The sequence below is a fragment of the Marinobacter sp. C2H3 genome, assembly GCF_037080155.1.
Taxonomy (GTDB): Bacteria; Pseudomonadota; Gammaproteobacteria; order Pseudomonadales; family Oleiphilaceae; genus Marinobacter.
In genome coordinates this window covers 172703-196296 of record NZ_JBBBNZ010000004.1, presented here as the reverse complement: position 1 = coordinate 196296, position 23594 = coordinate 172703, and the positions used below count along the sequence as shown (strand labels likewise).

The window sequence follows — 23594 nt, the reverse complement described above, 5'->3', positions numbered from 1 at the left end:
GACCTATGGGGGTACATACTGGGGTGCAAACTAAAAACCACTCCGCTATAGTAAGATTTGTACCCCCAAACGCTGCAGGACACTCCTAAATGGCCACGGATAAGCTGACAGACCGACAGGTCAAATCCGCAAGCTTCGAGAAGTACGGCAAACGTAAGAAACTCTCCGACGGCGCAGGCATGTACCTGGATATCCAGCCATCAGGAAAGTACTGGCGGATGAAGTACCGGTTCGGGGGCAAAGAAAAAACACTCGCCTTGGGAGTGTATCCAGACGTTTCATTGAAACTAGCTCGTCAGAGGCGCGCCGATGCAAGAGCGCAAATCGCCAAGGGCGCTGACCCCAATGAGACAAAAAAACGAGAGAAAGCAAATCGTCAGGAGAAGAACGACACCTTCAAGGTGGTCGCTGAGGAATGGCTGAAACTCAAGAAAGGTGAGCTTGCTGATAGCACCATAAAAGTGGCTCGCAAAAGGTTGGAGACATGGGCTTACCCAAAGCTTGGTCATTTGCCGATAGTTGATATCAAACCGGCCAAAGTTCTGGAAACGCTTCGAGAGATTGAAGACCAGGGTAAACACGAAACAGCTCACAGAATCCGGCAGCGGATCGGAGAGATTTATCGGTATGCAGTTGCTGAGGGACGCGCGGAGACCGACCCGACATCGGCCTTAAAAGGTCTTCTCAAAACTGTTCCCACGCGACATAGAGCTGCGATCACCTCCAAGGAAGAGCTCGGCACCCTTCTGAAAGCCATTGATGCCTATGGTGGCCATGCGTCCACCAGGGCAGCCTTGAAACTGGCACCCATGCTGTTCTTACGCCCTGGAGAACTTCGCAACGCCGAGTGGACGGAGATAGACCTTGAATCCTCCACCTGGGTTGTACCGGGGAGACGTATGAAAGGCACCCAACAGGCAAAACGTGCTGGAAGGGTGCCAGACCATATTGTCCCCCTGTCTGAGCAAGCACTAGCAATACTCAAAGAACTACAAACACTAACCGGCCATCAACATCTGGTGTTCGAATCAGTGCGAGCCGGTCGACCACTATCGGAGAACACCATCAACGTTGCTCTCAAAGCCATGGGGTTTGACGGCACCACGATGGTCGGTCATGGATTCCGTGCGACAGCATCAACGCTTTTACACGAGCAGGGTTGGCAACCACAGGTTATTGAGCTGCAGCTTGCCCACAAACAGCGCGATCAGGTAGCGGCCGCATATAACCGCTCTGCCCGCCTTAAAGAAAGAAGACAAATGATGCAAGCATGGGCCGATTACTTATATAAGTTAAAAAAAACAAGTACCCCCCCTTCAAGCTGAGGAGAAGCTACCTATTCTCTATTTAGAGCCTCTTTTACAAGCTTGTCTAACACTTCCCCTCCAGTTTTTAGTTGAAACCTACCCTTTAATTTTTTAATCCCATCCTTTGTTTCTGGAAGAACTAACAAATTAGACTGAACTCTGTCCTTGCTTTTTAACCTTCCCTTCGCTGACCACTGCCGCTTCAGCCTATCAACAAAATCTTTTTTTAAGTCAATAGATAGATTCGATTGATCCAAAATACAACGAAACTTGATAACCCTTTCTTTTGAGTTAATTGGCGCATTTACCTCCCCAAGAACTTCATGTGGCAAATTAGCGCTACTTGCCTGGCTCAACAACCAATAACTTTGCTCTTCATCTTTGTCATCAATCCAATTCAGATATTGATCAAACTCTAATACCGATGACCAATTAGCGCGCAATTGCGCTAATATTTCTTTTTTTGCAACTACAGAGCGACTATCACAATCAAGTGCAGCCAAAAATACGCTCTCATCTGACAAGTAATTATGAAACCACTCCGAACGAAAACTAAAGTTATATAATTTATGAACCTGATACAAAAGCCAACTTATAACTCGCCGATCCGATCCATTAAGAACCGTGATTTCTTTTGAGTCAATTATAGACATCGACTTAGCTTCTCTAATCTCCGAAAACAGCTTCTCTTCTGCTTCACCCAAGGCTCTAGATATAAAAATCGAAAGGGCTTCTGGATTACTAAGACAAGCAATATCCAACTGCCAACCTCTGCCCTCAAGATAATACCAAAGCCAAATAAGCTCTCTATACTGGAAGTCAGATAAAGACTCCGGCAAATACTCCTGATAATCATACTTTATGGCCACGTCAACCTCTCAATCAGCATACTACCAGATGCTTAAAGCACCTTTTTTAACCAAATCCTAGCTAGCAAATATCATTAATATAACCATTTTATACTACAAAATATCATTTTTCTAGGTTTTTTATAGATTGTTTATAGGATAAATTTTTCAAACCATTCAACTAAAAAACAACAGGTTACGCTTTATTTTTTTCAGTACGACTTGGAGACCTTTCTCTAACAATAACCTAAAAATGTCTTTTTACACAGCCAAAGGCCAACCCCAAAAGAACCCATCACTGCTTCCCCACCCTTCTAATTGCTGCCTCCCTTGCGAAAAGCGGCACTAAAACTGACAACCTCTATCATTTTATACAGACCTACTTAGATGTTCTGAGACAAATGGAAAGGAGGTTGAACATGAGAGTTCTCAGACTAAAAGACGTAATGGAAATGAGCGGGCTAGCCCGTTCAACTATTTACAAATATATTAATGCAGACACTTTCCCAAGACCCATCCCCCTTGGCGGGCGGTCTGTTGGTTGGGTCGATTCCGAAGTTCACGAGTGGATCGCGGCGAAGATTAAGAACCGCGACATCGAAAACCATCAGTGAATAGAGCGATGAACCCATAACTGATCGGCGCCTCACTAGGCGAGCTTAATATTTATGCAGAGTGATGCCTCCACAAAGTTGCCACTCGTAACTTGAGAAATGACTCCCAACACACGGCGCTCCCAACAAACTGAATGTAGGTTTTAATATTATACATTTAGCAATATCAATAGATATATCAGTCAAACATCACAGTTAATCAAACCATCAGATACAACATCCAATAGCACTCACTGAATCACAATGGTTGCAAAGGGATTACTCAATCTAATTCTTTAGTTATAGAGGCACAATAATGAGTGACACTTCATACCTATACAGACACCCTCAGGATCGGAATCTCTGGATTTATAATGGGTACTTCTACAACGGGATGCCGTTGATATGGCAGAAAGGCCCTTTCATTTATAATTACTTGCAAAGACTGGATGAGACCATTCAGGGAGCATTAAACGATCACGCCGACATAATGGCCGTCAGGGTCGACTTACGTTTACCTCTTCATTCCAATACAGCAAGCTATCCAATTGAACGGCCAGTGTTCAACCGATTTATCGAATCATTAAAAGCAAAGATAGCGGCAAGGCAGGCAAAGACTGTGCGGAAAGGGAAAAGATTCCATCGAACCAAAGTGCATTACGCGTGGACGAGGGAATTTGGGCATACGGGCAACGCCCACTATCACTGCGTGCTATTTTTTAACAAGCAGACTTTCCAGGGCTTGGGCGAATTCAATCCCCACTCCGGGAGCCTATACAGCATGATCAGCGGCGCCTGGGCAAATGCGCTCAGGTTGGATCAGAGCGTGGCCGATGCGCTTATACACATCCCTGAGAACCCGATCTATCGGATCAACAGAAAAGAGAAATATAACGCCCTATTCTACCGAATCAGTTATTTCGCGAAATTGGCCACAAAGCAGTTCGGAACGAAGAGCCATAACTTTGGCACCAGCAGAACGAAACAAGGGACGCTCTAGAAAAGCTTCCGCCCTCCACAGAGGGCATTTCAGAGGAGTCATTCTGGAACATTCGTCACGTCGAGCCCCTCCAGCAGCAAGTTGTGACGGATGTTTCGGACGCCAGGTGCAAGACCTAGCCTCAGGAGCTAGAGCAGATTTCGGGCCGCGACGCGATGGGAGCTGAAATACCTTGCTGGAAACCCTGAATGTGGCTAAGTCTAAAACTTGATCTCTCGCATGCCGTTAGCGCCACTAGACGATACCCTCTGAAGCAGGTTGCGGAAGTGCTGAACGTATCGCGCTCCAATCTTCTGGATCGCCTTCATGGTCGCCAGAAAGGCTGAGGCCCGAGATACAGCAAACAGGACGATAACCGGCATTTACCGTTTATCCGAGAGCGTTGCGAGGCCCGTGCTGCCGATGGCTATCGAAAGATCACTGCTCGACTGAATCGGTTGCTCGCAGCCAACGATGAGCGAGTAAACCAGAAGCGCGTGTACCGACTGATGAAGCAGGATGGGCTGCTGTTAGCCCGGTATACAGGGCGACCTCAAGAGCGCTGCCACAACGGCCAGGTAATCACGTTGAAGCCAGACCTTCGCTGGTGCTCAGATGGCTTTGAGATCCGCTGCTGGAACAAGGAGGTTGTCCGTGTAGCCTTCAGCCTGGACTGCTGTGATCGCGAGCTGATTCGCTATGTAGCGACTACTGGTGGCATAACCGGTGAGATGGTTCAGGACCTACTGCTGGAAAGCTTGGAATACCGGTTCGGCCAGTCAGAGCGAGTGCCTCATCCGCTGGAATGGCTGACGGACAATGGCAGTTGCTACATTGCCAAAGAAACGCGGGCCTTCGCGTCCTCTCTGGGCTTTGTGGTGTGTACCACACCCGTGAGAAGCCCGCAGAGTAACGGCATGGCGGAGGCCTTCGTGAAGACGTTCAAGCGGGACTATGTGTATCTGAACGATCTCCCTGATGCCGCCACAGTGATGGCTAGGTTGCCGGAATGGATCGAGGACTATAACCGTAGCCACCCGCATAAGGGGCTGAAAATGAAATCGCCCTGGGAGTACCGGGCGGAACTGGCATCAAATTGATGATGTGGTGTCCGGTTTAGCGGGGGCAACTACACCGGTATCCTTATCAATGCCCAGATTCTTCAATTGAACCTCCCTCACTCAAGAGATTTCGCGTCGCCCGAATTCGACTGCTGTTCTTCTATTTGGTACTGGTGATGTTAACTCGCGTTACAGGTCAATCGTGCACAGGCAGGAGAAGCAGCGGCGCAGCAGTTTATGGCTCGTTTCCAAGAGCGTTTACTGGGAGCGTGCAGGCTGCGGTTATGAACCTGAGCAGCCCACACAGACCGAGATGGGTCCGTCAACCTTGAATATATCGAAGGTCCGGGCCAGCGATGGCCTGCACCCGATTGTGATTGCGTGGACAGGATTTGCATCTAATCCGAATGTGCACAGCTATCAAAATCAGTCATTACGTGCCGGAATCACTACGCGCAGGTAATCGTCCGTTAGGTCAAATTCCGCATCTTTTCCGGCATAGTCACGTGTCAAGGGAACAATCTTACGACGTACCCCCATGCCCCTGGAGTCTACATAACCGTAGTCACGCATTATCTCGACTATGATAGGGTTTCGTGGAGAGCGTTGGCCAGCCAGCATTTTCTCAACTGTCATTGAGTTCTGGAGAGCACCAGGGCTTATGACTTCCAAGCGGTCAGCGTAGTTAACTACTTCAATCTCGATCGAGCGGGTCCAGTCACGGTGAACCAATGCGTTAAGGAGTGCTTCTCGGATTGCATCGGATGGGTATCGATAGGTCGATTCTCGGCGTAAACCGCCATCGAGCTCAGTGTCTTCCGTCGAAATGAATGGCCCCATCCTGTCAACTAGACGTTCCAAAAGTCCATCATCGACGATACTGCGTCCAGCTCCCGGCTTGCCATCCCACAATGCGACTAAAGGGCCATCAAGTATAGTGTCATCCTGCGCCCGATATTCTTTGGTGTCACCAGCAAAAGACATCCATCGAACCCCTGCATATCGCAAGCTGCGGCGCGGGCTACGACCGAACAATATCAGACCCGCTATGGTACATATGGCAGGTTCTCCCGGACGCTCCACCATAAAACCTAAGCCTATCAGCCTTTGCTCCCAATCTTCCGATGTCTTCGGCTCCTCTTGGTCACCAGCAATATTCACAAGGTAATCGCCCAGGCGAGCTTTATCCAAATCATCAAGGTCAGTACCGGAGACAGGTAATATCTCGGCGTGCAACATGCCCCCACTTTCAAATAGTCGGGCCTGTTGTTCGCGCGTTGCCAAGCGCGATGTGCTACCTACACGGACAAAAATCTCCTCACGGTTATTGTTGCGAACTACGTAGGGCTTGGCAGTACCTTGAGTCAGAGTTAGGACAGCGACTCGCAGGCCATCATCGAGTGCCACTTCCTCGTAGTACGGGAGCGCCATTGGGTGAACATATCGGCCAAACACTGTATCCATCACCCAAATTTCCAAGCCTGGACGCTGTATGCCGGTGATTGAGCCGTCATCTTCCACACCGAGCAACAGTTTCCCACCCTGGAAGTTCAGAAGCGCCACGATCTCTTTCGCCAACTGTTCTGGTCGCAAATCATCGCGTTTGAACTCAACGCCGGAGTTCTCTCCGTTAGCGATGATTTCCAACAATTCCGACTTCAACATAAGGTAAACCTCTAAAATTCGTACTTTTCCTTTCGCTGGATAAACGCATCTCGCCCACCTTCCAAGATGCTTGCAACCTGATCACGAATCAATGGAACATCAATTGATCCTTGAGCCTCGAAACCAAGAGAGCCTTGGTTCTCTGAGGCGGTAAATACGCCAATCCACTCCGCATCACCGAACACGGGGATATTGGCGTTGTGGGTAGCGAACAGAAACTGACGGCTGGTTTTCGCGTCTCGCAGCTCGGTAACAATTCGGTCAGCAATAAACGCGTTATCCAGATTGTCCTCAGGCTGGTCCATAATCAATGGGTCAGCATTTTCCAGCAGTAACATGTGGAGGATAGCTGTACATTGTTGACCGGTAGAAAGTCTATTCAGAGCTCTGAACACAGGCTCCAAGTTACCGTGCGCAACATTCAGAAAGATATCAACCCGATGATCTAACTCAAGAGCCTCCAAGGCCATAATCTGAGATGGTTGAAGCTTCGCTAGTGCTTCTGCCATTGTGGGAGTTAGGCCCCAATCCATTTGTAGTGTCGCTGCGCCTTTCTGAATGTCTTGCGCCAAGGAAAGCGGGTTCAAAACCTCCTGCTCATCAATCCAAGCCAATCGTTTCTCGCCTATACCTTCCAGGCGACAGCCCATAAGAAATCGCTTTAGCGGTGAGCGGTCCGCCTCAGGAACGATATCGACCTTAAGCTTCCCTTCAAGACGTTTACTGAGCTTTTTCGCCGCCTTTTGCAATGCCTGGGTCCTCTGAGTGCGCAGGTCAGATAATCCCGCAAGCAGATTACGACGCTCCTGTCGTAAACTGTCCCGAAGGCTCTCGAAATTCAAAAGTCGTGACTTCATGGGCTTGATGCGTTCAATCTCTTGCATCAAGCGTTGATACGCTGTACCGACTTCTTGGCCGCTCTTCCCCGCCATGGCGGGCAGGCTGCGTAACGCCTTCTCCAACTCCACCTCGTTGCCCTGCAAGGCTTGCTGCCACAAAGCAAGCTGAGCTCTCAGCTGCTCCTCACCTTCTGCCAGCTCCTCCTGCATCGCTCCAAGATGCTTGGTAAAGCTTTGCTGGAGCCGATCTAGGATCACTCGGATGGGTCTCAGTTGTTCGACATCGGGCAGTCCGTCCAGCGCTTTGTCACTCAGGAAGGTGAGGTCCGGGAGGTTGTCACGCAGCGCGGTCAGTCCATCGCGCAAGTGTTGCACTTCTTCATTACTGCGTTGGGCAATTTGACGCTCACGTGCCAGCAGTGATGTTTTTGCCAGTTTCTCCTGGATGCCAAGGGTTTGAAAGCCTTGAACCTGTTCCTCCAGCTTCGGCAGGCGATCCACCTCCGCCTTAAGATCATCGTAATCACTGAGCGCCTTGGCCAGCTTTTGCTGGTTCTGCTGCAAGTGCTTGTGTAGTTCGGCACTGCGCCCCGCGAAGTCACTGTCCTCAGGTAGAAAGCGATCAAGCAACTGAAGGCGACTGGTTTCGTCCTGGGCTAACTCATAAATTTCGTTTTGCCCATAAATATCAATTCCTGGAAGCAAATCACGGGGATGTAGTGTAGAAACGTCACCTTTGCTATCACGCACAATCGGCGGCTCTCCGAAGCGGCGGGAAACCAGATACTGCCTACCATTTTGCGCTGAGGACACGACCTTAAGCTCAATTCGCCCTGCGGAACGGCCAAGATTCTCTTTGATCACCTCCTGATGAAGTTTCTGAGCTTGCTTACCCTTCGGGGGGATGTCCAGCGCGTAACGTAGACACTCCAGAAGCGTCGACTTTCCTGTGCCACGCCCCCCGATGACGGTATTCAAATGTTCGGAAAAATCCACCTCCACGCCATCCAAATATCCACCAGAGACCATCATGTGCAAAATTGCACCGACAGGACTTTCTGCTTGCTGAGAGTTCAGACGAATTCGCGAGCCTGGGTCAAGAAAAGCAACCTTGAAGGCTGCAAAGGTAGGCCGTGTCATCTTGATCAGGCAGGTTGCTCCGCTATGCTCAAGATCACCGGGCTTGGCTACGTCCTTGGCGTTGATGATTGCCATTGGCCGTTCGCGTCGATAGCTTTCGTTTTTATTGAGAATCACCTTGCGATAGAAGTCGTCCTCAACGCCTTTGAGTTCTTCAACCGAAGCAGGGATCTGTGCAGCACGAAGATTTGGTTTCTGCCAGACATGATTCTGACGGTTCTTCAGTAACCCGCTGTCCTGTGTGCAGTGAGCGGCATATATGAAGCCACCGAGCTCCTCTACTTTGTCAATCAGGTGCTCTGAGCTGAGCCGTGAGGGGCACACTCCGTCGGTTGGATCTAGTAGGTCCAGCACTCCTAAATACCGTTCCAACTGCTGGGTGGTTGTGTCCTCTGAGAACAAGCAAACAAAGTGAGTCTTATCGTTAGAAGCGATCTCAAATCCTGGAAAAACTACGATGCCATGTGGTGCCAACGTGTTGCGCAGCGTATCGACACTATCAACACTGCCGTGGTCAGCTAGTCCGATCACCTTAATATCCAGAGCTTTGCATTTTTCCAGCAAAGCCTGGTTATAGTCGGCTTCGTCCATGCCGTGATCATTGCCACGGTATGCACGGTTGTAACTCACAGGGTTAACCTGGAGAGCACAACGCCAAAAACGAGCATAGGTGTATTGATTCGACATACGCTAGACACCGATTTTATGTTTGTTGAATGCTAATAATCTTCAGCAATGGAGTCACTAAACAAACTGCCAGCATCTGCTGCTGCACCGATTTGTTTCCGCACTTCAGCCTTAGTAAGGTCAAGCACTCGCAGCCTACCTTTCACCTCTGCCACAGACTCAATACGGCGGTATGCGTTGGCGTGATTCTCTGCATACACCGCGAGGCCTCGAAGCTTGGGCAAGGCATCGGCCAGATGGAGCCCGTGAGGATCAACAATATCCGCGACGATTTGACCATCTTGCTCGGCGAAGAAGATGAAATCCGGGCGCAGGATTTTGTACTGGCCAGCTTCCTGGTAGGCGATACCCAGCGAGGATTGTCCTGGCTGCTGCGGGTTGCGATACCAGGACAAGAAACTCGGCCTAGCCGATTCAGTCTCGACAACGTTACGCTCCCAGTCATTCATGTCAGCCGGGTATCTGCCTGCTTGATCGCATAGCAAGTGACTATCCCAGACCGGGAAGACTCTCACCTTTCCATTTTCGTTTGCCTTGGTCGCCTCATAACGGGCCTCTGGCTTAAGCAAGCCTGCGTCTTGCGGCTCCGTGCTCATTTCGATGATCTGCCGATAGGATTCCCTTCGATCATCGCTTAGGGCCCTGATCTGCTCCCGATACTTGGACAACCAGGCCTTCGCCAGTTTGTCCGCCTCAGCATCGAAATAAGCCTTTGCCTCAATAACCAGGCCCAAGCCAGCAACAGTTACGCGAGCTTCAACAATGGCTTCCAGGAATGCTTCCGGATCATCATCACGGTCGGCTTCCAGACTGGCCAAGTGGTCAACATACGAATGGGCGATCGCCGGGCTGAAGATGCGCGCTGCACGGCGATAAGCGTCGTCGATTACCGCCATGTCGGCATCTTCCCAGAACTGTTCCAGACTGCGCCCCTGGCCCAGAATGTCCGCTTTCACGGTCTTACCGTCTACAACCAGGACAGCCTGCCGCTTGGCCTTGATCTTGGCTGCGTTGTCTGCCTGAAACTTATCCAGCACCACATGCATTTCTGCATGGGCTAGCCTGCCCGCACCAGGGAGAATATCGTCGGATACCAATTCATGTGCCAGCGCGGTCAACCTGACAGCAGGCTTGGCACCTCGCTGCGGCCGTGTCTGCGACGGCAACGCCTCGAACGCATCCCATACGGCAGCCGAAACAGCAGGGTTCGGCACCACTTCGATATAGTCGATCAATACGCGGCCTGGCGTTGCCGCCTCGCTGCCGGTCGTCAATTCATCGACAACCTGCTCCACAGCCTTGCGATTGAATTTAGGCAACAAGCAATCAACCGCATTTAGACGATCATTACCAGGGATACGGCGAGCCAGTGGCGAACGCACCAGACGGCCCAACAACTGCGTAATATGGGTCTTGTCCTTGACTGCACGGAAAGACACCATGACCTCGGCTCGCGGGCAATCCCAGCCTGTGCTGATGGCGTCCTTTGCAATCAACACCCGCACCCAGGTTGACTCCTCGACTCTCTGCGGCTCGATGTAGGGCACGTCCCGGTTGCCGAACCGTTGCGTAGTATGATCTCCAAAAACATGCGCCACGCTGGCAGAGGGCAGCTCGGGATAGCGCTCAAAAATGGTATCTAGGGCCCGTCCGATTTCATCAGGGTCGGGCGTGTTGGGCACCTGTAAAACCAGCAGCGGCACGACAATATGGGCTTCCTGCTGCTGCTTGGAGTAAGCTGCCCAAGCCACGGTGGACTCTTTCAATTTGTCGCTCGCTCGCCGCACCAGAACTGTATCGAAGTCACCGACATTGTCCGGTATATCCAGCAGGATGGTATCTTTGATAAGGCCAGACTCTTGCACCTTGGACGCATCAACTTCCACATTGGGTAGCTTGATGTGCTTGCCTGCGGACTCAATCGCCTTGTTGAATCGCTCCACAGTGGCCGAGATACCCCATACCGCCGGGATGCCGGGCACGCTACCTACGCCATTGATGAGCCGTTGGACGATAGTGCTCTTGGCATTCAGGCTAGCTGTCGTCTGCGGGCCCAGACCACGGTGAGCCTCGTCTAGCACTAGATACAACGTTAAATCCGGATCTTCAATCGTGTTCTGTATGGTGTCCCAAATGGTGTAAGCACGCAGATCGGGGCGCATCTCGGGGAAAGTGCCATCAACCTTGGCCGCCATTTCCTCCGGATCATGGCCACGCACTAATAGGCTATTCTTGCTGAGCTTCCCGGTATTGAGAAAGTAGATTTTCCCAGCCTGGAACTTCGGCCTGTTGAAGGTGTTTTCCACCACTACCAAGTCGGTGTAGTTGATCCGGTCGCTGGCCTCGATGAAACGAAAACGGGTCTGCTCATTCAGCGATGGGTCATCGCTGAACCAAATCACCACTGCGCCGGGGTCGGCATCAAAGTTGAACTCATCGTCACCGTGGAACAGCGCCTCGAGCGTGGCCGCAGCCATGACTGTTTTACCCGCGCCGGTTACTGCAGTGAGTGAAAACGCAGTCCTGTCGGCTTCGCCATGCCAAAGGCGGCGAGCCTTGCCCAAGTTATTCAAGGAGTCGCGGACGGCGTCGCGCTGATAGTCTTTGAGCGTGAACTTCATCCGTTATTCTCCGTTGGTAAAGCTGAAGTTGGTGAGATATGACTCGTACAGGCGTACTGGCTCGATGCTATCGGGCAACCGCTTGCCAATCGCCTGGAAGCGCCGGTCATCGTCGGTAACGATGTAGGCAATGCGTACCCCTCCCGCCTTGGCCAGCGCCTTGATAAAGGGTGTGGCAGCATCCACGTCGTTGAGCAGTCCATAGGCATCGGCCACCGCCCATCCATCGGCGGGCAGCTTGTCAATACGATTCCCTCGCGCTCCAGCGCGCAACCACAGTAAGGGCGCGATTCGGCTAAACGCCAGGTTGTGACTGACCGATAATGGGGTTTCATAGGTCAGGGTGAAAAATTCGGCGTTTTCCTCGAAACCTTCTGCTATCGGGAATTCGTCGATAAACTTGTAATCGCCCTTAATCGGCTGACCGTCCGGAGTATTGCCTGTGATGGCAGCGGCAACACGCGGCTTGGTGATGTAGTCGCAGATACCCAGCCTCTCCCAATCGGGATCACCTGGACGTAGTCCCGCCTGGCGCAGAGCGGCTTGCTCATCGGAACGAACTTCGTTATTGGTGACGCATATCGACTGTCGTCGACCACCGTCCTGTCGATTGAGGCGCATCACCGCATGCGCGGTTGATCCTGAACCACTGAAAAAATCGAGGATAACAGCGTCGGGCTTCCCTCGAACAATTATGCGAAGGGCATCTTCAACAGCATAAAGACTCTTGGGGAACGGGAATGCGCGACCATTGCCCAAAAACTTTCCGACTAAATCGGTGCCGTACGCGCCGGCGTCGTGCTTTGTCCTGTGCCAAACGGTACGGACTTTTCTGGTCGCAGCACCGTCGTAAACTACATCAGCGACCCCAGTCACTGGATCTCGAGCCAGCACAACTAAGGTTCCATTTTCAATTTCCTTACGAAGCTGTTCGGACAGGTACGAAAAGCCCCACGTTTTGCGTTTTTTGTCATACGCTCCAAGCGCTACAAAGCCCTTTTTGACAAGATCGTTAAATGTACTGACTCCGACTCCCCATCTTCCAAGCGTTAGGTTTTTGCGTACAGGCCAGACCGCAACGTTGCCGTCCGAATCAGTTAGGTTAAAGTCGGGTTCTTGTCCAAGAGGAAGGTATTGGCCTGCTTTCACAATCTTCTTGGTCTTGGGGTTGATCCAGATAGGGTAAAACATCTGTTCACGATCTTTTCTTTCCGCTTCATCCCCTGATCGAAGTAATCCTTTCCACCGAGGGCGCGCGTGGCCATCATCAGATGCTTTCGAGTCCGTCGTTGTCAGGAGATCATCGTCCCCTGCGAAGATTTTGCTCTCAGGACCGAAACAGAAGAACGCATATTCCTCCACACGTGAAAGATAACCTTGTGTCACACCCTTAGGGTTGATCACGATTGTGACCTGCTGGATAGTGAATCCCTCTAATGTTTGTTCCAGCAACAACCCTAAGCGACGAACCTCGTGCTCGTCTATTGTGACTATTAAAGTACCTGACGGCTTAAGTAGCTCCTTCGCGATTAGCAAGCGCCGCTCCATGAAAGCAAGCCACTTGGAATGGCGATAAATATCGTCCTCGCCAACGTAGTTGTTATTGTACTTCCAGTCACTCGCGCCCGAGTTGTAAGGCGGGTCAATATATATGGCATCAACATTGCCACGATGGGTGTAAGTTAGTGCCTTGAGGGCATGATAGTTTTCACCATTAATGACCGTATGGCACGGCTTATCGCCGCCACGCAGCACCTTGCCGGTACTGACCAGGCCCGGATAGATGGTGTCGCGGAACTCGGCCACCACCACTAGGTCATCCAGTGCCACGGTTTGCGTTTCGCTCTCTTCGGCACCCAGTAACTCCAAAACAGCCGACTTCTTGGCTCTTTGGATACTCTTCACCTGCCACAGCCGCTGATCGCCCTTCTTGGTGGAACCACGCTCCGGCAATACGCGCACCTTGTCACCCTTCCGGATCGGTCGCAGTGGCAATTCTACCGCTTCCGGGCTATGGCGCTCGAAGTTCAGCCCGAAGGGTAACCGTGACGACAGCATTTTGAACTCTCGATCCAGCTCGGCCCCTAACGCCGCGTCTTTGGCTTTTGCCTTGGCAATCAAATCGGTCAGTCGTGACACTAACGGCTCCTAATTATTTTGGTTCTGCTATTCGTGGGCTGAATGGGGCTTATTGTTTCCATGGATTGATAACCGTAACACCCGCTGCATCAAAAGGGCTGGTATCTCGTGTGGCCAGAGCAAAACCGTTGGCTGCCGCCGTAGCAGCAATAAAGCCGTCAGCGGCAGCAATCGCCAGTCCGGCATCTTGAGACTTAGCGATAAGTTCGGCGTAGGTTTGGGCACAGAGGAGATCAAACGGAAGCACACGCCCTGCAAATAGCGGCAGTACCCGCCGTTCCAGGTTCTCCAGCAAGCCGGTACGACGCTTTCCTGCCGGAAGCAGGGCAATGCACGACCTTAGCTCAGCCACAGTAATGGCGGATAGGTAGAGGGTCTCTCGGGCTTGTGCGTCGATCCACTCGATAACACAATGTTCTGGCTCCCTACGCAGTGGCTCGGAGATGACGTTGGTGTCGAGTAGGATCATTTGAAATTCAACGGCTTGGCTGGCGCCTTGTCACGTACTTGCTCAAACACGGCATATTCGTTGTCGGCAAGCTTGGCCTGCTTGCCTATCTCGGCCAGCAGCGAACCCAGCTTAACGCGCCCCTCCGGCGCTACAGTAGCCTCCAGAATCTCGCGCACCTCGGCTTCCATGCTGTGCCCATGCTGTGCTGCACGGACGCGTAAGGCGCGGTGCACCTCATCAGGAAGGTTGCGGACAGTCAGCATGGCCATCGGAAGCATCTCCCATTGCATTCAATGCATTCAGTGTATGAGACTGACTGCACCTTAACAAGGTGTGACGCCGCAGACCGACGAAATCTTTGGTTGACAGAATTCTTCGTTTGCTCCAAAGTCGGCCTGGTTGACAAAACATCAAATCTGCCAGGTGATGCTTATGCCCCTTCCGCTCCCGTCGACCTTTTATCCTGAACTCAAGAATGAATATTTAGCTGACATTGCCAACCAGCTTCTCGATGTCAGGCACGACACGATGAGTGTTTTGAGCTCGGAGTGGGATGATGCATATACTCAGGAATCGACGGTGTTCGGTAGATGTCGTAATCGGCTCATCGCCCTTTGCAAAGAGCGCGACTGGCTAAGCCTCCGTCACGCGGGAATGGACGTAACACTTTGCATTGGTAACAAGGTGCCATTCAGATTCTTCAGAGACGATCCCGAAAGGCCCAAAAAACGAGGATTCTTCAGACAGAATCATACTGATGACCTTTTCCCGGTAGACCTTCATACGCCAGTGATGTGGCGCTTCATTGTTGAACGATCCTTCACTGAGGATGACGAAGATAGAGTTTATTTCGTCGGATACAACGAGCTTCAGGAAAGGGTTTCGCTCTGGGAGTATAAGCCTGGCATTACAAGCCTCTACGAGACGGGCCATGCTGCGGCACCGAAAGCAAAAGAGCTGCCCCCAGCGAAAGTGCAATCCCGGGAAGGCAAAAAATCAGCGAAAGCCGAAGGCGGCAACGCATCAGGCTGATGGGTGAGCCGAGTACTTTGAGTATGCAAGTATGACTATGGAGTTCGAAGGAGCCGCTTTGAGGTTAGCCCGCATATTTTGCGGGCTTTCTCTTGAGGAAGTGGCGGTAAAAGTCGACAAGTCCCGCCAATATCTACACAAATTGGAGACTGGGCAGAGCAAACCAACGACGGAGCTGTTGACCGAGCTCGCAGACACCCTGCAGGTTGAGAGCGACTTCTTCTTCAACCGAGAATTGAAGTTGTACGAGGACCAGTTTCATTTTCGCAGCTTGATGACCACGAAAAGCAGCATCAAACAGGTTGCAGTGGCGAGAGGCGAGATGGTCAACAGGCTGATTCGGACACTTGAGGAATACCTGGAACTGCCTGAAGTATGTATACCAAGCTACGACCAAGTGACGAGCGTGAGCGATATCGAGCACATCGCGGAGTCTTGTAGACGAGATTGGGGCTTGGGCCTGGGGCCTATCGACAATATGACCCGGTTGGCCGAAAACCTCGGTGCTCCCGTAATAACTTTTGCAAGTGTATCCAAGCAAATTGACGCCCTTTCCGTCGCTGACGAAAGACCGTTGATTGTGAGGAACACTGCCAAGACTGATACCTGTAGACAACGATTCGATATTGGCCACGAGCTCGGGCATTTAGTAATGCATGAAGGCGTCATAACAGGTGACCGTACCACCGAGAGTCAGGCTAATCGCTTTGCAAGCGCCCTACTTTTGCCAAGAAGTATGATGGCCAAACTTTTCCCACGCCCTCGTGGGAGTCGCTTGAACTGGGTTGGTATTCGGGAATTCAAACAAACCTGGAAAGTGAGCAAGGCTGCGATTCTCTACAGGGCAAGACAGCTAGACCTCATAACTGAGCAACAGTATAAAACAGGCGTCATTACACTCCGAAAATATGGGGAAAGTAATGGTGAGAAAGATGACAACCTAATCGCCGCTGAGCCGCCGGAACTCCTGGCGACCGCTCTGAAGGCCTTGGCCGATAATCACTCAATCGGAATCGAACAACTTGCTCGCATGCTCAAGGTCAAACGTTCCTTTCTCGAGGAGGTCACAGGCTTGAGTTCACAACAACTTGACCAAATCGACACTCCGTTGAGGAGTAAACCGAAGTTAAGGTTGGTGTAAGCCCCCATCGGAATCGGTTCAGATTAACGTGAGGTTAGCGCTTGAGAAAAAACAAAACCAGCAAACCGCGATGGCAAGCGGCACTCGATGTGCCACTTGCCAGATCTAACCTATAGACAGACTTCTAAGACGCAGAATCTCCCCTGATTTTCGTTCTACCTCTGAAGCTTAGTCCCGATGACCTGTCCCAGCAGCTGTTGGCGATTGATTTCATCAGTCGCTGGCGGCGAGCGTCAGCGTACCAACGGTATCTCCTTCGACCCAGTTGATAACGTTGGTACCTCGAACATGTATGTACTGCACAGTATTACCCTCACCGTCCTCATAGCTGCTGTTCAATTCCTCCCAGGTACAGGCGTCAAAGCCACCAACACACTCCAATGCCAAACTGCCACTGTCCTGAGGGAAAACGTAGGTACCACCGTCCACCGTTTGGGTATCGGTTGCGGAAATGAGCTTTTCCACCCATTCGCCCTGAGTCAGGTCTACCGTATGCTCCAACGCTTCCTTACGGTTCATGACATCCAGAGAGAAACCGTTCTCCTGGAAGCCAGTGGCCCGCTCGGCTGTCGGCGCAGGTGCGAATGACGCGAAGAAATCACGCTTCACCCTCAGGAGGCGATCACCACCCAGACGGTCCACGTAGGTCACTTCGGAGTAACCGACAACCGGGCCATTGTGCTGATCGCTCTCTGTGCAGTAGTCGGTGTCCTGATCAAAGTTGATCAGATCGCCTTCGCTCTTGGTCGCGTAGAAGTCGTCGGCCAAGCAGCGCTCTTCCCAGTCGTCGATGGTACCGCGCAGTTCAGCCAGGCTGCACTCCGGACCACAGTCGAAGTCCAACGCTCCGTTATCAGCAATCAGCCACTCAACTCCGGTCACCCCGTCATAGGTCGCCTTGGTAACACCCGGCCAGTCACTGGTGTCAGCGTTGGCGTAGTCCTCACCGGAGCAAGTGGTAACGCCCCCACTGGTTTCGCTGCTCAGCTCCACACCAGACAGGAACACGGTTTCGTCCCCGACAACCCAGGTGGCTGGGCCTACATCCACGCACGAGGAATCAGGCGTGGCGCCAAATTCACTCAAGTATGTGGAGGTCGCGACCCACGTTCCCCTCAGGTCGATGACATTGTTGTCGAGGTTTTCGAGCGTTTGCTTCAGGTGAGCTGCAGCGACACTCCTGTCAACCAACGCTTCACCCTGCTTGCCGGCGGCAGTCAGAACTGTATCCACTTCATTTGAAGCGGCGAAGTCGGCTGTGCTTTGCGCAAAGTTCAGCCCGATCAGGCTACCGTTTCGATCAGCATGGAAGCTATCGGGGATCGCGATTGTCGCCTCATCGCTACTGGCGTCGATGGTCTGCAACAGCCTTAGCACGTTGAGACCCTGGTTGGGGTGCCCCACGCCTTGCTGAGTAATGGTGCGAACGGAGAGCGTATCCATCGGCGTGGAATACAGCTCCGCATCGGTCAGCGTGACCAACTCATTCCCTAGGTACAGCGCAATCACTTCGCCTGGTTCAAAATTAAAGCTGCCGTTCTCCCCGGTTTGACCCAGACCGTTTGAGGCGGTCCAGTAGGTCAACCCCTCAACAGCGGCATCCTGGAAACTCCCGGTTTGTTTGCCACTCAGTTGTGATGTTGGCGTCATTAGTGAGCTGCTTTCTTCGCCCGTTGCGGCTGAGGAAAACCTTAAAATACTGTCCGGGATTAGTTGACCACTACACCTGAACTGGATGAGCTTCCACCGAAGCATCCTGAAAGACCAAGGGTGAGTGTTCCCAAGGTGGCTATGGCGAACGGTCTCAGCGCTCTTGTTTTCATAGGTTATTCTCCATTGGTTACAACATGCAGCTCACGAACCAGAGCCAGCTGTCGCTGAATCCATTCCCTGTAACTGCGACTTACCGCCCGATTTTTGGGCGAAATGGGTATTATATGCCGTGGAGTGATTAACCTCAAAAACTCATATTCGAGCCAACTAAACGGGGCTGAATATGAGCGAAAAGTTAAACACTGCTCTTGGTAGGCGGCTTGTGGAAATTCGGAAAGCGAAAGGGTTCACGCAGGAACAGCTGGCGTACACTTCCGGCATTGACAGAAGCTATGTGGGCAAGATCGAGCGAGGCCAGGTAAACCTGACCATAAAGAAGCTCTACATCATTGCCCACTGCCTTGGCTGTCGCCCTTGTGAACTGTTACCGGATATTGATCAGCCCGGTGCCGATTGCTGACTTGAGAGGGTAGTGTTGCCTCTTCCGCCAGCAAGCTCGCGCTGAATCGCTCGCAGATGGCTCTGGGGGCTATTTTCAGAACCGCTGGTCTCGGGCTTGGCTGCATCAGAGCTGAAAAACTCCTCAATGACATCACCCGATTCCTCTCCCAGTTCTTCAAACAGACTATTACCAAATCCACTTTCTGCGGATCGCTCCAGCGCCGCCTGGTCATAGCCGGCTTCCTGAAACTGGTGTGATTTGTCCCGGGCATGAGTGATTGCTTCTATCAGGCTCATACCGTCCCGGACAACCAGATCCACGTAGTACACCGGGGTTCCATGACTCTGCCGAGTGCTCTTGCCCCGAAGCCTCAGCTCCAACGGCATGAACGCCAATAGACCACCAGAGACTGCCTGGTAGTAGCTCAGCCTGGCCGCAAGCGTTCGAATGCTGTTGTAGCCGGTTGTGCGAAAGATGAAGGTACCCAAGTCGTCATCATCCCCTACCTTCACATTCAGGCGTCCATAGGGCTTACACAGGCCGCCTTTGCCGAACTCACACAGCGTCGGACCCGGGCATGGCAAAGACTGTACACCCGATTGCGTCAGGCGCTGACAGGTGTCGCCATTTCCTACACACATGGGGCGTCCACTTTTTCGGTCAAACATGGTGTATTCAGCCCGGAGATTGAGGCCCGCATCGTTGAACAGCATCCGCACCGGTATGGTCCGCAGCTTGCTGCCTGGGGATTGCTTCCGCAGTTCCTCGTCGAGTGGATGAGGAACCCATCCGTCTTTCTCCTGGACCTGTGACGTGATGGTGAACTGGTCGTCTTTCTGGGGCAGCCGGATTCCGTTCTTCTCGATTACCCGACCGATACTGATACGCCCCAGCACGGGAGGCGTAATGGCCAAACCTTTGATCATAATGACTCTCCTGAAAAAAGGGCCACGAGGCGCTCGTTACGCCAGCGTGGCCAATGGGGTATTCATGCTTGGATGAGGAATCGCCGGCTACCCGGCTTTTTGAGTGGGTATTGATCCAGAAGCCCTGGTTGATCCTTCAGCAGTTGCTTTACGTTAAGCCCGATGGAGTCCTTGCTGCGCTTCCAGCTGACGCTGCCACTTGGGAAGGTTGCCTTTGAGGCTTCGCCCATCTGGCTCTCGATTCTCTGTTTCAAGTGGGATTCAGTGGAGCTGAGGACTTCCATTTCCTTGCGGATGGCCAGCAGCTCGTCGAACGCATCCGATAGCTCCTTGCTTTGGCTGAAGTCCAGAGTCTCCCCTCTGTCCACCGGATACAGATGGCGCAGGGCACGTTCGGCAGAATCGGTACCGTCAACGGGTGGTGGCGTATCTGTTTCCACGAAATCCCAGAACTGACGTTCCAGCACGTAAAGCGCCTCTATGAGCTCCTCGTTCCGCTCAATGCGATAGATCTTCAGCTCCTGACCACATAGCAGAACGCACACGTCCGCAGCCTGTTTGCCGGTGACAGCCAGTTGGTGCTGAACCTGGCACTGGATGTAATCCGGCACGCCCTCTTTCCAGAGACGAGACCCGAACTCCCCTGCCGTTTTGCACTCCAGGATCTGCACGTCGTCATCGGCCACCACGGAATAATCGAGGTTGGCCAACATCCAGTGCTTTTCAGGATCTGCGTGCTGCAATACAGCATTCACCCGGCGCACCTTTCGGCCCGTCTGCTGGCTGTACTGCTCGGCCACAATTGGTTCCAGGATATGGCCCCAGTAGACTGGCGAGGTGGGATCATCAGAGTCCGGTTTCGGCAACCCGCCATCTCTGCCGGTCTTCACCATCCAGAGCTCCAGTTGGGATTGATAAGGGTTCATGCCAACGGCTGCAGCAGCATCACTACTACCAATGCCCTGCTTCCGTACCCTCAGCCATTCATCCCGGCTGAGGCCCTTGGTGGAGACCAGGCGCAATGCCGGTCGCTGTTTCTGAATGGTGTTTGCACTCATGCTCATGGTGTTTTCCTCCAGACATAAAAAAGCCCACCAGAGCATCAGGCTCCGGTGGGCTTTATGGCGGTTTTGAGATTTGTGGGATTGGCTCAGGCCACAAGTGACATGGCCTGCTCAAATGCTCGGTTCTTGATGGCGGCACCGGTTCCAAACCAGGCGGAATCCAGACGATGATCGACGGTTTTGGCCCGACGCTGGTGATCGATGAATTCAGTGACGGCATTCAGCAGGCCGTAGGCTGTACCTTCGGAAGATGCCAGGTTGGCACCTATGCCCTCACCTTCATACAGACCGAGAGCCTTCGCCATGGAGCGTTCGCTGGTTTTGCCGACTCCAGCACCGGAATCGTCAGTGAACACCTTGAGGAAGTAGTTCCTGGCCTCTGTGGCCTTAACCTTCCGTTCGCTCAGAGTCTTCAGACGGTAAATGAAGTCATCCCAGGCGGAGACCGAGATACCGAGTTGTTTCTTCACCAGATCAGCATCGAAGGCGGTATTGTGCTTAACCTTAACGGCGTTGGCAGTTGAGCCTTTCAGGGCAACCGCGAGGGTGTTGTTGCACACAACTCGGATGCTGGTGAACTGACATGTCGTTGCCATGGTTCCGTCACAGGCAGTGGCCAGAAGCACATAAGCGTTGGTTTGATCGTTGCCTTTGAGCATGCCGGCTTGACCGGTTCGGGCCAGCGCCCACATTTTCCGGCCGCCTTTCAGAACACCGGCTGTTTCAAGTTCGAAACCGGAAACCTCGGTAAGGTCTCGGTAAAACTCAAGGATCTCTTCCGGCTGAACCACCTTGAAGCGATTGCCAACGACAGACAGAGGGGCCTTGGTGTCGGAGCGGTAAAGCACCTTGGAATCTGGATAAGACAGGATTTCTCCCAGTGCACCACGGCCGTTGTTGGTTAAATAGCGAACAGGGCTTTCTTCTATCTGCCAGTCCAGGCCTGCCTGCTTTGCCCAAACCTCAATAGACTGGTTGGACGTCAGTTCATTGCCGAGGCCATGCCACGGGGTTTGGCCAACGTAGGCCATTTGCTCGATATGATGAGCCATGCTTTTTCTCCTATGGAAGTTACGTGGGGAATTAGTAAGTATCGTCGCGGGAATCAGGATCAGTGCTAAAGCAGTAGCCACAATCCAGACAGCGGAGGTTGTCGAGCACGCGCTTATCCAGAATGTCGCCCAGAAGCACGCCGGCAGACGCGCCTGTAGCTCCGCCCAGAAGCGCACCGATCACAGCGCCACCGAGACCGCCAACCGTTGCACCTCCAGGACCGGTAACGATCCCCAGCTTGGCACCCGCATGGGCGCCGGCGGTGGCAGCCGCATAGCCACCGTAGGTGCCCGCAGATGCACCGACTACGCCAGCGAATTTCTTGCCGTAATTCCTCTTACCAATCCGCTGGGACAGGCAGTTGGGGCATTTTTCAGACATTGGAGTTACCTCTGTGAATTGGGAGGGAAAGCACTGTCAGTGCCCTGGTTCACAGAGGTGATGTAGGTTTGACATTTTTTAGATTAGACAGCTGAAATGTGGCTTTTTAGAAAAGTGTTTTGTAAGGTAGCCAAAGGCTTAGCTATAGAGAAAGACCGCTCGCCTCACTGACTTTACGCTTTTACCTGATAAACAAGGGTCCGATCAATATGGCAATAGAATTTAACTCTTGGCTAGTTGATAGAAAAATTAAAGGCATCAATGTCGGCGTAACCATGACTATTGCTGAGTATTGGAACTTTGCGGAAGATATAATTGCCAAAAATGACCTTCAAAGAAGGCGAGTGAAAGTCTCCGGGAAAACCTATCAACTTCTCGGGCGCGACCTAATTGATGGTTGTGTCATGCCTCCAATAATTCTTGCGGTAAGTGAAGATTCCCAAGTTGGATTCAATTCGATAATCTCATCGATACTTGATTCTGGATCAGCCTCTGAGGATCAAAAGAAAAAATTAGAATCTCTCATTCGAGAGGCTATCGAAAGAAAGCACCTTATTATCCTGGATGGTCTACAAAGGACATTCACAATACAAGACCTTGTTTCTGACAGTGATCAAAAAACACTAGCTAAGTTATTTTCATCCCAAATAAGAGCGGAAATTTATGTAGGCTTATCACGCACAGGCATACTCTATCGGATGATCACGTTGAATACTGGCCAGAACCCTATGAGCCTTCGCCATCAAATAGAAATGCTTTATCAAGACTACCTAGACAATGATATTCTTCTTCAAAAAGGCGTTGCTCTCTTTAAAGAGGCAGATGATCAAAGAATCTCAAACCTAGGAGAGTATAAATTATCAGATGTCTCTGATATGTATTATTCTTTCTCAACTGGAACTCATAACTCTTATTCGAAGCAAACGATCTCTACGATTTTGAAAGAGAGCGAGTTCCTTGAAGGCTTTCAGCCCGAGAGCGCAGAAGATCTATCCGACCTTATCGTCACATATGACAAATTGATTCGAAAATTCGATCACTTATTCCCGAATTGGAACTTTGACCCAGAATCAATGCAGCGAAATCTGGGAGGAACACCCTTTGCCCGAGACATGATTGTTTTTGGTTCCAAAGTACAGGTTATGGCTGGATTCGGCGCGGCACTGCATCGACTCGTCAAAAGGTCAGAGAAGCTAGGCGACCTTGCGTCCGTGAGGGGCATTGTGGAACAAGTATACATTGGAGAAGAACTCGATCATCCCATGGACTGGTTGATTTTCTGCTTGGATGAGGTAAGAGCAAAATCTAAGAAAGTAGGCGACTCCCAACGGGCATATTTCAATTACTTTTTCCGACTTTTATTCAATGATGACGAAGAATGCTTCCTAAATATATCTGACTCAATGATCAAAGCAAAAGAAGCCTACGACAACGTATATGGCAGTTAGCAAA

General features: G+C 51.7%; 19 protein-coding genes and 1 pseudogene. 8 read left to right on the top strand and 12 right to left on the bottom strand.

Annotation, left to right across the window (positions count from 1 at the left end; all coding sequences use genetic code 11):
- Positions 1–89 precede the first annotated feature (89 nt).
- The gene (locus V3388_RS13520; protein WP_336368100.1) at positions 90–1325 is read left to right on the top strand and encodes a tyrosine-type recombinase/integrase; all 1236 of its coding nucleotides are present in this window, start codon (positions 90–92) and stop codon (positions 1323–1325) included.
- 11 nt (positions 1326–1336) lie between these two features.
- Here the strand turns inward: V3388_RS13520 and V3388_RS13515 are convergent, their stop codons facing one another.
- The gene (locus V3388_RS13515) at positions 1337–2176 is read right to left on the bottom strand and encodes a hypothetical protein (protein WP_336368099.1); all 840 of its coding nucleotides are present in this window, start codon (positions 2174–2176) and stop codon (positions 1337–1339) included.
- Between the two features lie 398 nt (positions 2177–2574).
- Between V3388_RS13515 and V3388_RS13510 the strand changes: the two genes are divergently transcribed.
- The 3 genes and pseudogenes from V3388_RS13510 to V3388_RS13500 form a co-directional block, all read left to right on the top strand.
- The gene (locus tag V3388_RS13510; RefSeq protein WP_336368098.1) at positions 2575–2769 is read left to right on the top strand and encodes a helix-turn-helix transcriptional regulator; all 195 of its coding nucleotides are present in this window, start codon (positions 2575–2577) and stop codon (positions 2767–2769) included.
- Between the two features lie 295 nt (positions 2770–3064).
- Positions 3065–3748, top strand: a complete 684-nt coding sequence (locus V3388_RS13505) for an inovirus Gp2 family protein (RefSeq protein WP_336368097.1) — start codon at positions 3065–3067, stop codon at positions 3746–3748.
- Between the two features lie 122 nt (positions 3749–3870).
- Positions 3871–4827: pseudogene (locus V3388_RS13500) on the top strand (IS3 family transposase); the annotation flags it as partial.
- 387 nt (positions 4828–5214) lie between these two features.
- Here V3388_RS13500 and V3388_RS13495 read toward each other — a convergent pair.
- The 6 genes from V3388_RS13495 to V3388_RS13470 are packed head-to-tail and all read right to left on the bottom strand — an operon-like array spanning position 5215 to position 14599.
- The gene (locus V3388_RS13495; protein ID WP_336368096.1) at positions 5215–6453 is read right to left on the bottom strand and encodes an RNA-binding domain-containing protein; all 1239 of its coding nucleotides are present in this window, start codon (positions 6451–6453) and stop codon (positions 5215–5217) included.
- A gap of 11 nt (positions 6454–6464) precedes the next feature.
- Positions 6465–9119 carry a TrlF family AAA-like ATPase gene (locus V3388_RS13490; protein ID WP_442915652.1) on the bottom strand — a complete coding sequence of 885 codons (2655 nt, stop codon included), beginning with the start codon at positions 9117–9119 and terminating at the stop codon, positions 6465–6467.
- 32 nt (positions 9120–9151) lie between these two features.
- Positions 9152–11740, bottom strand: coding sequence for a DEAD/DEAH box helicase (locus V3388_RS13485; protein WP_336368094.1), 2589 nt, complete (start codon positions 11738–11740; stop codon positions 9152–9154).
- 3 nt (positions 11741–11743) lie between these two features.
- Positions 11744–13879: a site-specific DNA-methyltransferase gene (locus V3388_RS13480; protein WP_336368093.1), complete on the bottom strand. Its 2136-nt coding sequence runs from the start codon at positions 13877–13879 to the stop codon at positions 11744–11746.
- 49 nt (positions 13880–13928) lie between these two features.
- The gene (locus tag V3388_RS13475; protein WP_336368092.1) at positions 13929–14348 is read right to left on the bottom strand and encodes a type II toxin-antitoxin system VapC family toxin; all 420 of its coding nucleotides are present in this window, start codon (positions 14346–14348) and stop codon (positions 13929–13931) included.
- On the bottom strand, positions 14345–14599 hold the full coding sequence (locus V3388_RS13470) for a FitA-like ribbon-helix-helix domain-containing protein (RefSeq protein ID WP_336368091.1): 255 nt from the start codon (positions 14597–14599) through the stop codon (positions 14345–14347). Before V3388_RS13470 ends, V3388_RS13475 begins: the two co-directional genes overlap by 4 nt.
- Positions 14600–14762: 163 nt before the next feature.
- Between V3388_RS13470 and V3388_RS13465 the strand changes: the two genes are divergently transcribed.
- Positions 14763–15362: a hypothetical protein gene (locus V3388_RS13465; RefSeq protein ID WP_336368090.1), complete on the top strand. Its 600-nt coding sequence runs from the start codon at positions 14763–14765 to the stop codon at positions 15360–15362.
- Between the two features lie 31 nt (positions 15363–15393).
- Positions 15394–16503 (top strand): helix-turn-helix domain-containing protein, encoded by a 1110-nt coding sequence (locus V3388_RS13460; RefSeq protein WP_336368089.1) that lies wholly within the window; start codon positions 15394–15396, stop codon positions 16501–16503.
- A 213-nt stretch (positions 16504–16716) separates the two neighbouring features.
- Here V3388_RS13460 and V3388_RS13455 read toward each other — a convergent pair whose 3' ends face one another.
- A complete protein-coding gene (locus V3388_RS13455) occupies positions 16717–18153 on the bottom strand; it encodes a hypothetical protein (protein ID WP_336368088.1) in 1437 nt (478 codons plus the stop codon).
- A gap of 346 nt (positions 18154–18499) precedes the next feature.
- On the opposite strand from V3388_RS13455, the gene V3388_RS13450 reads away from it, so the two are divergent.
- On the top strand, positions 18500–18736 hold the full coding sequence (locus tag V3388_RS13450; RefSeq protein ID WP_048496379.1) for a helix-turn-helix domain-containing protein: 237 nt from the start codon (positions 18500–18502) through the stop codon (positions 18734–18736).
- On the opposite strand, the gene V3388_RS13445 is transcribed toward V3388_RS13450, so the two are convergent.
- From V3388_RS13445 to V3388_RS13430, 4 genes are all read right to left on the bottom strand, one after another.
- The gene (locus V3388_RS13445) at positions 18715–19644 is read right to left on the bottom strand and encodes a recombination directionality factor (protein ID WP_336368087.1); all 930 of its coding nucleotides are present in this window, start codon (positions 19642–19644) and stop codon (positions 18715–18717) included. The genes V3388_RS13450 and V3388_RS13445 overlap by 22 nt on opposite strands.
- 62 nt (positions 19645–19706) lie before the next feature.
- Positions 19707–20708, bottom strand: a complete 1002-nt coding sequence (locus tag V3388_RS13440; protein ID WP_442915651.1) for a YqaJ viral recombinase family nuclease — start codon at positions 20706–20708, stop codon at positions 19707–19709.
- A gap of 86 nt (positions 20709–20794) precedes the next feature.
- Positions 20795–21760 carry a DUF932 domain-containing protein gene (locus V3388_RS13435; RefSeq protein WP_336368086.1) on the bottom strand — a complete coding sequence of 322 codons (966 nt, stop codon included), beginning with the start codon at positions 21758–21760 and terminating at the stop codon, positions 20795–20797.
- Between the two features lie 31 nt (positions 21761–21791).
- Positions 21792–22142: a hypothetical protein gene (locus V3388_RS13430; RefSeq protein WP_336368085.1), complete on the bottom strand. Its 351-nt coding sequence runs from the start codon at positions 22140–22142 to the stop codon at positions 21792–21794.
- 209 nt (positions 22143–22351) lie between these two features.
- On the opposite strand from V3388_RS13430, the gene V3388_RS13425 reads away from it, so the two are divergent.
- The gene (locus V3388_RS13425) at positions 22352–23590 is read left to right on the top strand and encodes a hypothetical protein (protein ID WP_336368084.1); all 1239 of its coding nucleotides are present in this window, start codon (positions 22352–22354) and stop codon (positions 23588–23590) included.
- Positions 23591–23594 lie beyond the last annotated feature (4 nt).

Excerpts from the sequence above, each read along its gene's own strand:
- V3388_RS13445 (WP_336368087.1), bottom strand. The coding sequence starts at position 19,644 with ATGATCAAAGGTTTGGCCATTACGCCTCCCGTGCTGGGGCGTATCAGT.
- V3388_RS13490 (WP_442915652.1), bottom strand. The coding sequence starts at position 9,119 with ATGTCGAATCAATACACCTATGCTCGTTTTTGGCGTTGTGCTCTCCAG.
- V3388_RS13470 (WP_336368091.1), bottom strand. The coding sequence starts at position 14,599 with ATGGCCATGCTGACTGTCCGCAACCTTCCTGATGAGGTGCACCGCGCC.
- V3388_RS13505 (WP_336368097.1), top strand. The coding sequence starts at position 3,065 with ATGAGTGACACTTCATACCTATACAGACACCCTCAGGATCGGAATCTC.
- V3388_RS13510 (WP_336368098.1), top strand. The coding sequence starts at position 2,575 with ATGAGAGTTCTCAGACTAAAAGACGTAATGGAAATGAGCGGGCTAGCC.
- V3388_RS13460 (WP_336368089.1), top strand. The coding sequence starts at position 15,394 with ATGACTATGGAGTTCGAAGGAGCCGCTTTGAGGTTAGCCCGCATATTT.
- V3388_RS13430 (WP_336368085.1), bottom strand. The coding sequence starts at position 22,142 with ATGTCTGAAAAATGCCCCAACTGCCTGTCCCAGCGGATTGGTAAGAGG.
- V3388_RS13440 (WP_442915651.1), bottom strand. The coding sequence starts at position 20,708 with ATGAGCATGAGTGCAAACACCATTCAGAAACAGCGACCGGCATTGCGC.
- V3388_RS13475 (WP_336368092.1), bottom strand. The coding sequence starts at position 14,348 with ATGATCCTACTCGACACCAACGTCATCTCCGAGCCACTGCGTAGGGAG.
- V3388_RS13495 (WP_336368096.1), bottom strand. The coding sequence starts at position 6,453 with ATGTTGAAGTCGGAATTGTTGGAAATCATCGCTAACGGAGAGAACTCC.
- V3388_RS13455 (WP_336368088.1), bottom strand. The coding sequence starts at position 18,153 with ATGACGCCAACATCACAACTGAGTGGCAAACAAACCGGGAGTTTCCAG.
- V3388_RS13425 (WP_336368084.1), top strand. The coding sequence starts at position 22,352 with ATGGCAATAGAATTTAACTCTTGGCTAGTTGATAGAAAAATTAAAGGC.
- V3388_RS13520 (WP_336368100.1), top strand. The coding sequence starts at position 90 with ATGGCCACGGATAAGCTGACAGACCGACAGGTCAAATCCGCAAGCTTC.
- V3388_RS13465 (WP_336368090.1), top strand. The coding sequence starts at position 14,763 with ATGCCCCTTCCGCTCCCGTCGACCTTTTATCCTGAACTCAAGAATGAA.
- V3388_RS13435 (WP_336368086.1), bottom strand. The coding sequence starts at position 21,760 with ATGGCTCATCATATCGAGCAAATGGCCTACGTTGGCCAAACCCCGTGG.
- V3388_RS13450 (WP_048496379.1), top strand. The coding sequence starts at position 18,500 with ATGAGCGAAAAGTTAAACACTGCTCTTGGTAGGCGGCTTGTGGAAATT.
- V3388_RS13485 (WP_336368094.1), bottom strand. The coding sequence starts at position 11,740 with ATGAAGTTCACGCTCAAAGACTATCAGCGCGACGCCGTCCGCGACTCC.